The organism is Streptomyces sp. RK62, from assembly GCF_018070255.1.
GTDB classification, from domain to species: Bacteria; Actinomycetota; Actinomycetes; order Streptomycetales; family Streptomycetaceae; genus Streptomyces; species Streptomyces nigra.
This window is the reverse complement of the sequence record NZ_JAGPYD010000010.1, coordinates 98,569-111,229: the sequence shown is the minus strand read 5'-3', so window position 1 is coordinate 111,229 and position 12,661 is coordinate 98,569. Positions and strand designations below refer to the sequence as shown.

Annotated in this window: 13 protein-coding genes; 8 read left to right on the top strand and 5 right to left on the bottom strand. The window is 74.7% G+C overall.

Annotated features, from left to right (window positions below):
• Nucleotide 1: 1 nt before the first annotated feature.
• Together KBY32_RS20390 and KBY32_RS20385 are read right to left on the bottom strand one after the other, a co-directional pair.
• The gene (locus KBY32_RS20390; RefSeq protein WP_210981092.1) at nucleotides 2–2,227 is read right to left on the bottom strand and encodes an acetate--CoA ligase family protein; all 2,226 of its coding nucleotides are present in this window, start codon (nucleotides 2,225–2,227) and stop codon (nucleotides 2–4) included.
• Nucleotides 2,228–2,347: 120 nt separating this feature from the next.
• Nucleotides 2,348–3,526 (bottom strand): NAD(P)/FAD-dependent oxidoreductase, encoded by a 1,179-nt coding sequence (locus tag KBY32_RS20385; protein ID WP_210981091.1) that lies wholly within the window; start codon nucleotides 3,524–3,526, stop codon nucleotides 2,348–2,350.
• A gap of 220 nt (nucleotides 3,527–3,746) precedes the next feature.
• Between KBY32_RS20385 and KBY32_RS20380 the strand changes: the two genes are divergently transcribed.
• The 6 genes from KBY32_RS20380 (at nucleotide 3,747) to KBY32_RS20355 (ending at nucleotide 8,527) form a co-directional block, all read left to right on the top strand.
• Nucleotides 3,747–4,694 (top strand): RNA polymerase sigma-70 factor, encoded by a 948-nt coding sequence (locus KBY32_RS20380; RefSeq protein ID WP_055623606.1) that lies wholly within the window; start codon nucleotides 3,747–3,749, stop codon nucleotides 4,692–4,694.
• Between the two features lie 112 nt (nucleotides 4,695–4,806).
• A complete protein-coding gene (locus KBY32_RS20375) occupies nucleotides 4,807–6,003 on the top strand; it encodes an NAD(P)/FAD-dependent oxidoreductase (protein ID WP_210981090.1) in 1,197 nt (398 codons plus the stop codon).
• Between the two features lie 87 nt (nucleotides 6,004–6,090).
• Nucleotides 6,091–6,540: a DoxX family membrane protein gene (locus KBY32_RS20370; protein WP_210981089.1), complete on the top strand. Its 450-nt coding sequence runs from the start codon at nucleotides 6,091–6,093 to the stop codon at nucleotides 6,538–6,540.
• A complete protein-coding gene (locus tag KBY32_RS20365) occupies nucleotides 6,537–6,935 on the top strand; it encodes a Zn-ribbon domain-containing OB-fold protein (RefSeq protein WP_210981088.1) in 399 nt (132 codons plus the stop codon). The genes KBY32_RS20370 and KBY32_RS20365 overlap by 4 nt, the downstream gene beginning before the upstream one ends.
• Nucleotides 6,936–6,958: 23 nt before the next feature.
• On the top strand, nucleotides 6,959–7,588 hold the full coding sequence (locus tag KBY32_RS20360) for a GNAT family N-acetyltransferase (protein WP_210981087.1): 630 nt from the start codon (nucleotides 6,959–6,961) through the stop codon (nucleotides 7,586–7,588).
• Nucleotides 7,589–7,660: 72 nt separating this feature from the next.
• Complete coding sequence (locus KBY32_RS20355; RefSeq protein WP_210981086.1) at nucleotides 7,661–8,527, top strand: GNAT family N-acetyltransferase; 867 nt, start codon at nucleotides 7,661–7,663, stop codon at nucleotides 8,525–8,527.
• Between the two features lie 2 nt (nucleotides 8,528–8,529).
• On the opposite strand, the gene KBY32_RS20350 is transcribed toward KBY32_RS20355, so the two are convergent.
• The 3 genes from KBY32_RS20350 to KBY32_RS20340 are packed head-to-tail and all read right to left on the bottom strand — an operon-like array spanning nucleotide 8,530 to nucleotide 10,844.
• A complete protein-coding gene (locus KBY32_RS20350; RefSeq protein WP_210981085.1) occupies nucleotides 8,530–9,186 on the bottom strand; it encodes a pyridoxal 5'-phosphate synthase in 657 nt (218 codons plus the stop codon).
• Nucleotides 9,187–9,220: 34 nt separating this feature from the next.
• Nucleotides 9,221–9,646, bottom strand: coding sequence for a pyridoxamine 5'-phosphate oxidase family protein (locus KBY32_RS20345; RefSeq protein WP_055623601.1), 426 nt, complete (start codon nucleotides 9,644–9,646; stop codon nucleotides 9,221–9,223).
• A 19-nt stretch (nucleotides 9,647–9,665) separates the two neighbouring features.
• A complete protein-coding gene (locus KBY32_RS20340) occupies nucleotides 9,666–10,844 on the bottom strand; it encodes an acetyl-CoA acetyltransferase (protein ID WP_210981084.1) in 1,179 nt (392 codons plus the stop codon).
• 90 nt (nucleotides 10,845–10,934) lie between these two features.
• Here KBY32_RS20340 and KBY32_RS20335 point away from each other — a divergent pair, with 90 nt between their 5' ends.
• On the top strand, nucleotides 10,935–12,128 hold the full coding sequence (locus KBY32_RS20335) for an acyl-CoA dehydrogenase family protein (protein ID WP_210981083.1): 1,194 nt from the start codon (nucleotides 10,935–10,937) through the stop codon (nucleotides 12,126–12,128).
• A 2-nt stretch (nucleotides 12,129–12,130) separates the two neighbouring features.
• Nucleotides 12,131–12,613 (top strand): nitroreductase/quinone reductase family protein, encoded by a 483-nt coding sequence (locus KBY32_RS20330; protein ID WP_210981236.1) that lies wholly within the window; start codon nucleotides 12,131–12,133, stop codon nucleotides 12,611–12,613.
• Nucleotides 12,614–12,661: the final 48 nt, after the last annotated feature.

The window sequence follows — 12,661 nt, the reverse complement described above, 5'->3', positions numbered from 1 at the left end:
GTCAGCGGCACACCACGAGCGCGTCCAGGGCCACCGCGCCCTGCCCGCGAGGCAGCACCATCAGCGGGTTGACGTCCAGCTCCGCGAGCTCGTCGCCCAGCTCCAGCGCCATCCGCTGCACCCGCAGCACGACCTCCACCAGCGCGTCGAGGTCGGCCGGGGGCCGCCCCCGGACCCCGTCGAGCAGCGCCCGCCCGCGCAGTTCGGCGCACATCCCACGGACCTGCTCCTCCCCGAAGGGCGGCACCCGGACGGCCGTGTCGCGCAGCACCTCCACCAGCACCCCGCCCAGCCCGACCGTCACCGTCGGTCCGAACAGCGGGTCGTGCGAGGCGCCCACCACCATCTCCACGCCCCGCTCCACCATCTGGCAGACCAGGACGCCGTCCAGCGCGATGTCCTCGTAGCGGGCGATGTCGGTCAGCTCGCGGTAGGCGTCCCGGACCTGGCTGGCCGACGTCAGCCCGATCTTGACGAGACCCAGCTCGGTCTTGTGGGCGATCCGGGCGCCGGACGCCTTCATCACCACCGGGTAGCCCACCAGCCCCGCCGCGCGCACGGCCGCCGCCGCGCTGGTCACCAGCTGCTCGCGCGGGACCCGGATGCCGTACGCCCGCAGCAGCTGCTTCGCCGCGTGCTCGCTCAGCTGCTGTCCCGGGCGCAGCAGGGCGCGCGCCTTGCGGCTGGACGGCGAGGGGGTGCGGGGCGCCTCGTCGAAGGGGGAGCGGTAGCCGTCGACGAACCGGTGGTGGTCGAGGTAGGCGCGGACGGCGGAGACGCAGTTGGCGACCGTGCGGAAGGTGACCACGCGCGAGGAGCCCAGCAGGACCTCCCGGTAGGCCCGCTCGGTGCCGACCGGCGACCCCCACACCACGCAGACCAGTTTGTCCGTGCGCTCGGCGGCGTCCACCAGGTCCTGGGCGAGCTTGTCGCTCAGGGGCGGGAACGGCCCGGTGACCGGGCAGATCAGCACGCCCACCGAGGGGTCGTCGAGGATCGCCCGGATGATCCGGGGCCCGCGCTCGTCGCCGACCGGGTGCCCGCCGTTGTCGACGGGGTTGGCGACGCTCAGGTACTCCGGTATCCACTGGTGCAGTTCGGCCTGCTTGGCCTCCGACAGGACCGGCAGCCGCAGCCCCGCCCCGGCCGCGAGGTCGGCCACATGGGCGCCCGTGCCGCCCGATATCGAGTAGACGGCGACGCCGTCGGCGCGCGGCGGGCGGGCCCGGGCCAGAAGGGTGGCGGTGTCCTGGAGTTCGTCCAGGCCGTCGACGCGGATCACCCCGTACTGGCGCAGGGCCGCGTCCACGACCGCGTCCGCGCCGGTGAGCTTGCCGGTGTGGGAGGCGGCCGTACGCGCGCCGGCCTCGGTGCGGCCGACCTTTACCGCGACGACGGGCACCTTGCGGCGGGCGCAGCGGTCGGCGGCGAGCAGGAAGGCGCGGCCGTCCTTGATGCCCTCGACATAGGCGGCGATGGCGCCGACCTCGGGCCGCTCGGCGAAGTAGGAGAGGAAGTCGGCCGTCTCCAGGTCGGCCTCGTTGCCGGTGGGCGCCCAGTGCGACAGGCGTACGCCCAGCTCCTGGAGGGCGAAGACGGGGCGGCCCTGGTGCCCGGACTGGGTGATGAGGGCGATCGCGGGCCCGTCCAGGTCGTCCCGGAACCGCTCGAAGGCGTTGAGGTTGGTGTTGGGGCCGAGCAGCCGCAGCCCGGAGCGCTCGACGGCGGCGGTGAGCCGGGCCTGCGCGGCGGCGCCCTCGTCGCCGGTCTCCGCGAACCCGGAGGCGAAGACGACGGCGAACTTCACCTTCGCCTGCGCCAGTTCCTCGATCACCGGCAGCGGGTCGGCGACCAGCAGGACGGCGAGGTCGACCTGTTCGGGCAGGTCGGCGACGGTCCGGGAGCAGGGCAGGCCGAAGACGGACGGGCGGGACGGGTGGACGGGATGGAGCCGGGCGCCGACCCGCCCGGCCCAGTCGACCAGCCGCCGGGTGATCCCGGTGTTCGGCCGCCCCTCGGCGTCGGAGGCGCCGATCACGGCGAGGGACTCCGGCCGGAAGAGGCGGTCCAGGTCGGGGACCTCGCAGTACAGGGGGCGGCCGCTGACGTCGAGGTCGTCGGGTTCGGCGGGCCGGCCGTGGACGGCGGGCGCGGGCTGTTCGCCGCAGGCGACGACCCGGGCCCGGCGGGAGTCGGTGGTGAGGGTGCCGTGGGTTGATCCAAGCATCGGTCCGCCCGTCCCTGGATGACAGCGATTAACTGACGCTGTGTCAGATTAAAGGAACTGACACGGCGTCAGGAACCGTCTTGCAGGGCAAAAGTCGGGCCCTTGCGCGATCCGACCCGCTCAGACCGGCAGCCGGGAGACATTGCGGCGCCGGTCGCCCGCCACGGCCCGGGCGATCTTCTGCGCGTCGATCGCCATCTCCCGCAGATTGCCGCTGATGGGGTTGGTGTAGCCGGTGAAGTACAGGCCCGGTGCCTCCGCCGGGGTCCGGGCGCCCCGCACACTCGGTCTGCCCCGCCCGTCGAGCACGCCGAGATGCCCGACCAGGCCCTCCAGGCCGCGCGCGTACCCGGTGGCCGCGACGACGACGTCCGGGGATATCCGGCTGCCGTCCGCGAGCAGCACCTTGTCCGAGTCGAACCCCTCGACGGCGGCGACGATCTCGACCCGGCCCTCGCGCACCGCGTCCACGAGCCCGACGTCCAGGACGGGGATCGCCCCCTCCCGGACCCTGCTGTACAGGCCGGTGTCGGGGCGCGGCAGCCCGTGCGCCGACAGGTCCGGGACGCTGATCCTGGCCACCGGCCGGGCGAGCCGGTCCACGAGCCGCACCGGCAGCCGCCGGACCGCGATGCTCGTGAACTGCGCGGGCCATCCGGCGGTCGAGCGGCGCACGATGTGCGGCACCGTCCGCACCGCGAGGCGCACCCGCTCCGCCCCGCCCTCCACGAGGTCCACGGCGATCTCCGAGCCGGTGTTGCCGGCGCCCACGACCAGGACGTCCCGGCCGGCGTACGGGGCGGGGGAGCGGTACTCGCCCGCGTGCAGCAGCTCCCCGCCGTACCCCTCGCGTCCGGGCCAGTCGGGGATGCGCGGCGTGTGGTTGTACCCGGTGGCGACGACGACGGCGGCGCCCGCCAGCTCCCGGCCGCCGGTGGCGTGCAGCAGCCAGCCGGAGCCGTCCGGCGCGGGATCGACGCGGGAGACCTCGACGCCGGTGACGATCTCCAGGTCGTGGTGCTCGGCGTACTTCTCCAGGTAGCGCACCATGTCGTCGCGGGACACCCAGCGCCCGAACCGGCGGGGCATCGGCAGGCCGGGCAGCGCCGACAGCCGCCGGGTGGTGTGCAGACGGAGCCGGTCGTAGTGCGCGCGCCACGAGGCGCCGACCGCGTCCGACCGCTCCAGGACGACGGCCCGTATGCCGCGGGCGCGCAGGGCGTACGCGACGGAGAGCCCGCCGGGGCCGCCCCCGACGACGTAGACGGGGCGTTCCGGGAGATGAGGGGTGTCGGCCATGATTCGGAGCGTAATCACGCGATGGGTTGATGGGTCTCGGTCAAGCCCGGAATTGGTTGCGGATCGATCACGACTGTAGGAGACCTGGGTGGGGCCTGTGACGTAGCTCTCCTGGTTGTGGGTCCGGGCCCCGGGATGCGGGGGCGCGGTGCGCCCGGGGCGCCACCGGGGGACCGTCTCCACCTGCCCTTGGCGGCCACGGGAGTTAGGATCCGAACCCATGGTCCTCACGGTGAACGACGTGGAACGGTTCGAGGCGGCCCGCCCCCGTCTGGAGGCCATCGCCTACCGGATGCTCGGCTCGGCGAGCGAGGCCGAGGACGCCGTCCAGGAGACGTTCCTGCGCTGGCAGGCCGCCGACGTGGAGCGCGTCGAGGTCCCCGAGGCATGGCTGACCAAGGTGCTCACCAATCTGTGCCTGAACCAGCTCACCTCGGCCCGCGCCCGCCGCGAGACCTATGTGGGCCAGTGGCTGCCCGAGCCGCTGCTCGCCGGGGACCCCATGCTGGGCCCGGCCGACACCGCCGAACAGCGCGAGTCGGTCTCGTACGCCGTGCTCGTCGTGCTGGAGCGGCTCTCGCCGAGCGAGCGGGCGGTGTACGTGCTGCGTGAGGCGTTCGACTACACGCATCGCGAGATCGCCGAGATCCTCGACATCAGCGAGGCCTCCAGCCAGCAGATCCTGCACCGCGCCCGCAAGCACGTCGCCCAGGGGCGGGCCCGTGCCGAGGTCGACGAGGCCGCGGCCCGGCGGATCATCGACGAGTTCCTGGCGGCGGCCACCAGTGGCCGCACCGAGCCCCTGGTCCGGCTGCTCACCGAGGACGCCGTCGTGGTCGGCGACGGCGGCGGCAAGGTCCCGGCGCGGGCCAAGGCGGTCGAGGGCGCCCTGGCGGCCGCGAAGTTCCTGCGCGGCCTGTTCAAGCCCAGCGAGGCCAAGCGGGCGCTGGTGGGCGGGTCGCCCGAGTACTACGCGGCCACCGCCAACGGCGGACCCGCCCTCGTGGTGGTCGTCGACGGCCGGGTCATCGGCGTCATGTGCGTGGAGGTCGCCGAGGACGGCCTCGCCGCGTTCCGCAGCCAGGTCAACCCCGACAAGCTGGAGCGCGCGACCCGGGTCTGGCAGGCCGCCGACCACGGGGAACCCCTGGTCCGCGAGGCCTTCTGACCCCCGTACGACGCTCCGCGCGCGATGTGACGTGGTTCACATCGCGATCCTGTCAGGAATCGGCGGGCCGCCCGGTTCAGGTGGCGAACCCGCTGAAGACAGGAGCAAGGACATGCAGCACCGCATCATCGTGCTCGGGGGCGGCTACACCGGAGCGTTCGCGGCCGGGCGGCTCGCCAGGCGACTGCACGGCGACGACGTCACCGTCACCCTCGTCAACGCGGAGCCCGACTTCGTCGAACGCGTCCGCATGCACCAGCTCGCCGTGGGACAGGAGCTCAGGCCCCGGCCGTTCGCCGACCTGTTCCGGGGCACCGGCGTCGACCTGAGGATCGCCCGGGTCACCGCCGTCGACGCCGACCGGAAGACCGTGGCCGTCAAGGACGCGGACGGCACCGAGGAGCTGGCGTACGACACCCTCGTCTACGCCCTCGGCAGCGGCTGGGACGACCAGGGCGTCCCCGGAGTCGCCGAGCACGCCTACGAACTCGCGAGCCGGCCCGGCGCGCTGCGGCTGCGCGAGCGCCTCGCCGCGCTGGACGCCGGAGCGCCCGTGATCGTGGTCGGCGGCGGCCTCACCGGCGTGGAGGCCGTCACCGAGATCGCCGAGGCCCGCCCGGACCTCGACGTCTCCCTGATCGTGCGCGGCGGACTCGGCGACTGGCTCTCCGCCAAGGGCCGCCGCCACCTGCGCAAGGTCGTCGGCCGGCTCGGCATCACCGTCCACGAGGACACCACCGCCACCGAGGTCGGACCCGACCGGGTCACCACCGCCGACGGGACCGTGCTCCCGGCCGCCGTCACCGTGTGGACCACCGGCTTCGCCGTCCACCCGATCGCGCTGGCCACCACCCTGGAGGTCGGCGACCGGGGGCAGATCGTGGTCGACGGGACCATGCGCTCGGTCTCCCACCCGGACGTCTACGCCATCGGCGACGCCGCCCTCGCCCGGGGCGTCGGCGGCAAGCCGCTGCGCATGTCGTGCGCCTCCGGCGGCTTCACCGCCTGGCAGGCCGCCGACGCCATCGTGGCCCGCCTGACCGGCGGCAAGCTGCCCAAGGTCCCGCTGCGCTACTTCAACCAGTGCGTCTCGCTGGGCCGCAGGCAGGGCCTGATCCAGTACGTCACCGGGGACGACCGCCCCGTCCGCGCGGTGCTGACCGGCCGGATCGCCGCCTTCTACAAGGAGCTGATCTGCAAGGGCGCCGCCTGGAACGTCGGCAACCCGGGGATGGGCATGCCGCTGCGCCGCCGCCGGACGGTGGCCCCGCAGGACGCCGCCCTCGCCGCGGCCGAGGCGGCCGCCTGAACCGGCAGGGGTCGTGCCCCGGCCGCGGGACGGCCGGGGCACCCGGACGATTGTCAGGCCCCATGGATCTGACGTACCGTCAGATCCATGGACGCGATCTGGCTCACAGGCGCTCAATGGCTGGCCGTGCTCCGGATAGGCCTCGGGCTGTGGTGGCTGGAGAGCTGGCGGCACAAGGACCGCCGGAGCTGGCTGGCCGGGTCCGGGATCGCCTGGGCCGCGGACATCGCGGCCGAACACCGCTGGCCCGCCGTCCGCACCGGCTTCCAGCGCGTGGTGGCACCCCGGCCGCGGGTCATGGCGTACGTCGTCCTCTACGCCGAACTGGCCCTGGGACTCGGCCTGGTGCTCGGGTTCCTCACCCCGGTCGCCCTCGCCGGCGGACTGCTGCTCAACGTGCTGTACCTCACCCTGATGATCCACGACTGGGCCGAGCAGGGGCAGAACGGCATGATGGCGCTGATCTCCGTCGTCGCCCTGTTCGGGATGTCCTGGCAGTCCTGGTCGGTGGACGCCGCGCTCGGACTGTTCGGATGAGCGCGCCCCGCTACGACGTCCCCGAACCGGACGCCTTCACCCGCCCCTACTGGGACGCGGCCGCCGCCGGCCGGCTGCTGCTGCGCCGGTGCCGGGCCTGCGGACGGGCCCACCACTACCCGCGCGAGGCCTGCCCGCAGTGCTGGAGCGAGGACGTCGTCTGGGAGACCGCGAGCGGCCGGGCCACCCTGTACACCTGGTCCGTCGTCCACCGCAACGACCTGCCGCCCTTCAGCGCGCGGACCCCGTACGTCGCCGCCGTCGTCGACCTCGCCGAGGGCCCCCGGATGACGACCGGCCTCGTGGACTGCCCGGACCCCGCCCTCCTGCGGGCCGGCCTGGCGCTGACCGCCGCCTTCCCGGACGGGGTGCCGATGTTCCGCCCGGCCGACTGATCCTCCGGGTTTCAATGGACCTCATGACCGACGCCGCCATACGCCCCGCACCCCGCCCCTTCCCCGACCTGCACGGCCACGGACTGCGGCTGCGCCCCTGGGACCCGGACTCCGAGGCCGACCTGGACGCCTGGTGCCGGGGCCGCGCCGACCCGGAGTACCGGCGCTGGAACACCCCGCTGTCGCTCGCCACGGACCGCGAGGGCGCCCTCGCCTCCCTGCGGACCGCCGTAGGCGCGGCGGACGGCTCGGCGGCGTACTGCGTGACCGACGCCTATACCGGCGCCCTCCTCGGCCATGTCGGGGTGACGGTCGTCAGCCGGCGCATGGACTACGGCCTGGTCGGCTACTGGGTGCTGCCCGAGGCCCGCGGCCGGCGCGTGGCGGTCCGCGCGCTCGCCCTCGCCGCCCGCTGGGCGCTGACCGCGCCGGACGGCCCCCGGCTGCACCGCCTCGAGCTCGGGCACGCCGCGGGCCACGACGCCTCCTGCCGGGTCGCCGAGCGCTGCGGTTTCCCCGCCGAGGGCACCCTGCGGGGCGCGATGTGGGAGGCCGGGCGGCAGGACGCGTACCGGGACGTGCATCTGCACGCACGGCTGGCGACCGACCCCGAGCCCGACGTCCTCCTTACCCCAACACCCGGCCCGGTGTGACGACTTGTGTCGTCTTGGTGTCCACGGCGGAAAAAAGTGCACAGCGCCGGGCCCGGCGCGGGATCATGAGGCATGCGCCCGGACGACTGGTACTGCACCCAGGACCTCAACGGCTTCCTGTCCCACGCCGGAGGCTTCCTGCGCTCACGCCCCGACCTGCACACCGTCGCCCTGACGGTCACCGAGACGCTGCGCGTCAACGGGCCGCGCGCGTACGGCGACGAGCCCCCCGTGTTCGGGGTGCTGGAACGCGACGGGCAGGTGCGGGCCGCCTACTTCCGCACCCCGCCCCACATGCTGAACGTCACCCCGCTCACCCCCGACGAGGCCGACGCCCTCGCCGCCCATCTGCTCGCGCTCGGGCAGACGGTCCCCGGGGTCGTCGCCGCCCGGGAGACCGCCGAGGCGTTCGTCGCCGCCTGGCAGCGGCACACCGGCGCCCACGGCACCGTCGCCCAGCGCCAGCGCCTGTACCGGCTGGGCAATCTGACCGTGCCGCGGCCGATCCCGCCCGGCCGCGCGCGCCTCGCCGGGCGACCGGACCGGGAGCTGCTGGCCCGCTGGTACGGCGAGTTCACGAAGGCCGCCGGGCACACCGCCGCGCGCGACCCGGGCGCCTGGGCCGACGCGCGGATCGCCTACGGCGGGATCACCCTGTGGGAGGCCGAGGACGGCACTCCCCGCGCCATGGTCGGGGTGACCCCGCTCATCGCCGGGCAGGTCCGCGTCGCCCCCGTCTACACCCCGGCGCCGCTGCGCGGGCGCGGCTACGGCGGCGCGGCCACCGCCGCGGTCACCCGGGCCGCACTCTCCTCCGGGGTACGCGAGGTGCTGCTCTTCACCGACCTGTCCAACGGCACGAGCAACGGCCTCTATCAGCGCATCGGCTACCGCCCGGTGGCCGACTTCACGGCGTACGACCTCCACCGCGCCCGCTGACGTCAGGGCCAGAGCAGCTGTTTGACCCACCCCGGTTCCGCGCGCCGGTAGACGAGCCGGACGTGCCGCCGCTCGGCGTCGCCCTGGAAGAACTCCACCTCGTCGGGGCGCACCCGGTACAGCGTCCACGTCGGCACCGGCGCGTCCGGCTCCCGCCGGGCCCGTTCCCAGGCGGCCCGCGACGCCCGCTCCAGCTCCTCGGGGGAGCCGAGCACCTCGCTCTGCCTGCCGGTCAGGGCCGCCGCGAGCGCCTTCGTCGAGCGGGCGTGCAGATCGGCCTGGGACTCGGCGGACGGGGCAGCCGTCACCGGGCCCCGCACCCGCACCTGGCGGCCCCGCGCCGGCCAGTAGAAGCCGAGGGCCGCGTACGGGCGGGCGGCGAGCTGGCGGCCCTTGCGGCTGTCCCGGTGCGTGGCGAAGGCCCAGCCGGACGCGTCGGCGCCGTGCAGCATCACCGTCCGTACGTCCGGCAGGCCCTCCTCGTCCGCGGTGGCGAGCGACATCGTGTGCGGCTCGGTCTGCCCGGCCGCGACCGCGTCGGCGAACCACTCGGTGAACAGGCCGAGCGGCTCGCCGGGCGCGTCCGACGGGTCGAAGGCGGGCAGCTCGACGTCCCACACCCGCAGCGACCTCAGCAGGTCGTGAAGATCCGTTCCCATGCCGCGATTGTCCCGCGCGGGGGACGGCCGGGCCTCAGAGCCGGCCGATGTCCGACGACAGCCAGTGCTCGGGCCGCATATGGACGACGACCTGCTCGCCGTGGTTCTTCCAGGCGAAGTCGACATAGCCGTCGACCTTCTCGGGCGGCAGATAGCGGGCCGAGATCTCCCGCAGGTCCTCCAGGGTGGCCGGCACGGTCCGCAGGACCGGGCCCTCCACCGACACGTACCGGATCGTCGGCTCCAGCCGGTCCACCAGCAGGGAGAACCGGCGTGCCTCCTGGATCAGCCGGTTCTTGCGGGAGTCGAGGCCGGTCAGGATCCACACGTCGCCGCCGGGGGCGTACTGGTACCAGATGGGCACGGTCAGCGGGCCCCGCCCGCCCCCCGCGTCGACCGCCAGCGCCGCGACATGCGGCTCGGCGAGGAACTGCTCACGCTCTTCACGGGTCAGCGCCATACCGTCTCCTCGGGTCGGTTCACTCCCTTCCCAGTACCAACGTCCCCGACGAGCAGAACCATCCCCCCGTCGCCGACACCACGCCCAGCCGAGGCGGCTCCCCCGTCCGGCCCCGCCGGGCCACCTGACGCTCCCCGGCCTCGCCCCGCAGCTGACGTACCGCCTCCACCAGCAGGAACAGCCCGCGCATCCCGGGATGCTGGGCCGACAGACCGCCCCCGTCCGTGTTCACCGGCAGCTCCCCGCCGCGCACCAGCAGCCGCCCCTTCCCGACGAACGCCCCGCCCTCGCCCTTGGCGCAGAAGCCCAGGTCCTCCAGGGTCACCAGCGTCATATAGGTGAAGGCGTCGTACAGCTCGGCGAAGTCCATCTCCTCGGGCCGCAGTCCGGCCCGGGCGAAGGCGAGCCGCCCGCTCACCGCCGCCGGGCCGGTCGTGAAGTCCGGCCACTCGGACATCGACGCGTGCGAGACGTGCTCCCCGGTGCCGAGCACCCACACCGGTGCCGTACGGCAGCCGGCGACGTACTCCTCGGCGGCCAGCAGCACCGCCGCGCCGCCGTCGGAGCGCAGACAGCAGTGCAGCCGGGTGAACGGGTCCGCGATCATCGGGCCGGACAGCACGTCGTCCACGGTGACGGGGTCGCGGTGCAGCGCCTCCGGGTTCAGGGCCGCGTTGGCCCGCGCCTGGACGGCCACCTCCGCCAACTGCTCGACGGTCGTGCCGTGTTCGACCATGTGGCGGCGGGCGGCCATGGCGTACTTGGCGATCAGCGTGTGCCCGTAGGGGACCTCGAACTGCGCGGGACCCCGGCCGCCGAAGGACAGATCGCCGGTCCGCCGGCCCGCCCTGATGTCCGCGCGGGCCGTCGAGCCGTACACCAGCAGCACGGCGTTCGCGTGACCACGGGCGATCGCGTCGACCGCGTGGGCGGCCATCACCTCCCAGGTGGCGCCGCCGACCGAGGTGGAGTCCACCCAGGTCGGGCGCAGGCCCAGATACTCGGCCACCTCGACGGGCGCGAGCACGCCGAGGCCCGCGGAGGCGAAGCCGTCCACCACCTCCCGGCCGAGCCCGGCGTCGGCCAGCGCCCGGCGCGCGGCCTGGGCGTGCAGGGTGTACGCGGTCGTGTCGTCCACCCGCCCGCAGTCGGACAGGGCCACACCCACCACGGCGACGCTCCGGCTCCCGGCAGTCATGCGCGGCCTCCCGCCTCTGGGCATCTCATGTCGGCGCTCCTAATATGACGGACCGTCAGATCCGAGGGGAAGAGCCGGAGGGAACCGCCCATGGACACCAGCCTCACCCCCGAGCAGGACGGCGTCCGCCGCGCCCTGCGCGACCTGCTCGAGAGCCGCTGCGGCCCCCACGAGCTGCGCGCCGCCCTCGACACCCCCTCCGGTCACGACCCCGCGCTGTGGACCGCCCTCGCCGAACGGCTCGGCCTGCCCGGCCTCGCCCTCCCCGAGACATACGGCGGTGTCGGCTGCTCGGTGACCGAACTCGCCCTCGCCTGCGAGGAGACCGGCCGGGCCCTGGCGCCCTCCCCGCTCCTGGCCACCACCGTCCTCGCCACCCCCCTGATCGCCGCGCTCGGCACCCCCGCCCAGCGGGAGGAACTGCTGCCCCGCCTCGCCTCCGGCGCCCTCACCGCCGCGCTCGCGGTCGACGGCACCGTCCTCGCCACCGCCCTCGCCCTGACCGGCGGCAACGGCGGCGACTGGGCCGGCGGCGGCCGGGCGGGCGGCGTACAGGCCCGGCGGACCACGGGCGGCTGGCGGCTGTACGGGCAGGCGGACCAGGTCCTCGACGGGCACAGCGCCGGCCTGCTCGTCGTCGCCGCGCACACCGGGGGCTACACCCGCCCGCGGACCCTGCTGTTCCTGGTGCCCGGCGACGCCGCCGGAGTGGCCCGCGCCCGGCGGACCACCGTCGACGCCACCCGCCCACAGGGCCGGGTGCACCTCAGGGACGTCGACGCGCGACTGCTGGGGGAGGAGGGGGCCGACGTGACCGGTGCCCTCGCGGAGACCGGCGACCGGGTTGCGGCGGTCCTCGCCTGCGAGGCCGTGGGCGCCGCGGGACGGGCCCTGGAGCGGACCGTGGAGCACGTCGGGCGGCGCGAGCAGTTCGGGCGGCCGATCGGGTCCTTCCAGGCCGTCAAGCACCGGCTCGCGGACGTGTACGTCGAGGTGCAGGCGGCCCGGTCCGCGGCGTACTACGCGGCCTGGGCGGCGGCCCACGGCGAACGGGCCGGCGGCCTCGCCCTCGCCCAGGCGCTGCGGGCGCAGCGGACCGCCTCCGCCGAGGCCATCCAGTTCCACGGCGGCCTCGGTTTCACCTGGGAGCACGAGGCGCACCTGTACTTCAAGCGGGCCGCCGGCGACGAACTGCTCCTCGGGCCGGTCCACCGGCTGCGCGCGCACGCCGCCGGGACGGCCCGGCTCTTCGAGGCGTCCGGGACACGGGAGGTACGGGTGTGACCATGCCGCGAGCCGTCGTACGGGCCGTGCAGAAGGTCTCCGCGACCCGGGCCTTCGCCCGCGCCGCCCCCCATGCCGTCCCCGCCCTCGACCGGGCCGTGCACCGGCTCACTCGGGGAAAGGTGCTGCTCAGCGCCCTGATGCTGCCCGGTGTCGTGCTGACCTCCACCGGTGCCCGCAGCGGACGGGCCCGCCGGACGCCGCTCGCCTGTGTGCCCGAGGGGGAGGGCCGCTCCTGGCTCCTCGTCGGCTCCAACTTCGGCCGGCCCGGGCACCCCGCCTGGACCCACAATCTGCTCGCCCACCCCGACGCCGCGATCGACGTCAAGGGCCGCACGATCCCCGTCACGGCCGCGCTCCTGGCGGGGGAGGAGCGGGAGGCGGCCTGGCGGGCGGCGGTGGCCCTCTGGACCCCGTACGCGGCGTACCAGGCCCGCGTGGACCGGGAGATCCGGGTCTTCCGGCTCACGCCCCAGGTCCGCTGACCCGAAAACGACGGCGGCATTTGCCCGGCACCCGGCCCTCCGGGGGAG

What these genes read in the sequence shown, in the direction of transcription:
- KBY32_RS20390 (WP_210981092.1), bottom strand. Translation starts at nt 2,227, where the DNA reads ATGCTTGGATCAACCCACGGCACCCTCACCACCGACTCCCGCCGGGCC.
- KBY32_RS20385 (WP_210981091.1), bottom strand. Translation starts at nt 3,526, where the DNA reads ATGGCCGACACCCCTCATCTCCCGGAACGCCCCGTCTACGTCGTCGGG.
- KBY32_RS20380 (WP_055623606.1), top strand. Translation starts at nt 3,747, where the DNA reads ATGGTCCTCACGGTGAACGACGTGGAACGGTTCGAGGCGGCCCGCCCC.
- KBY32_RS20375 (WP_210981090.1), top strand. Translation starts at nt 4,807, where the DNA reads ATGCAGCACCGCATCATCGTGCTCGGGGGCGGCTACACCGGAGCGTTC.
- KBY32_RS20370 (WP_210981089.1), top strand. Translation starts at nt 6,091, where the DNA reads ATGGACGCGATCTGGCTCACAGGCGCTCAATGGCTGGCCGTGCTCCGG.
- KBY32_RS20365 (WP_210981088.1), top strand. Translation starts at nt 6,537, where the DNA reads ATGAGCGCGCCCCGCTACGACGTCCCCGAACCGGACGCCTTCACCCGC.
- KBY32_RS20360 (WP_210981087.1), top strand. Translation starts at nt 6,959, where the DNA reads ATGACCGACGCCGCCATACGCCCCGCACCCCGCCCCTTCCCCGACCTG.
- KBY32_RS20355 (WP_210981086.1), top strand. Translation starts at nt 7,661, where the DNA reads ATGCGCCCGGACGACTGGTACTGCACCCAGGACCTCAACGGCTTCCTG.
- KBY32_RS20350 (WP_210981085.1), bottom strand. Translation starts at nt 9,186, where the DNA reads ATGGGAACGGATCTTCACGACCTGCTGAGGTCGCTGCGGGTGTGGGAC.
- KBY32_RS20345 (WP_055623601.1), bottom strand. Translation starts at nt 9,646, where the DNA reads ATGGCGCTGACCCGTGAAGAGCGTGAGCAGTTCCTCGCCGAGCCGCAT.
- KBY32_RS20340 (WP_210981084.1), bottom strand. Translation starts at nt 10,844, where the DNA reads ATGACTGCCGGGAGCCGGAGCGTCGCCGTGGTGGGTGTGGCCCTGTCC.
- KBY32_RS20335 (WP_210981083.1), top strand. Translation starts at nt 10,935, where the DNA reads ATGGACACCAGCCTCACCCCCGAGCAGGACGGCGTCCGCCGCGCCCTG.
- KBY32_RS20330 (WP_210981236.1), top strand. Translation starts at nt 12,131, where the DNA reads ATGCCGCGAGCCGTCGTACGGGCCGTGCAGAAGGTCTCCGCGACCCGG.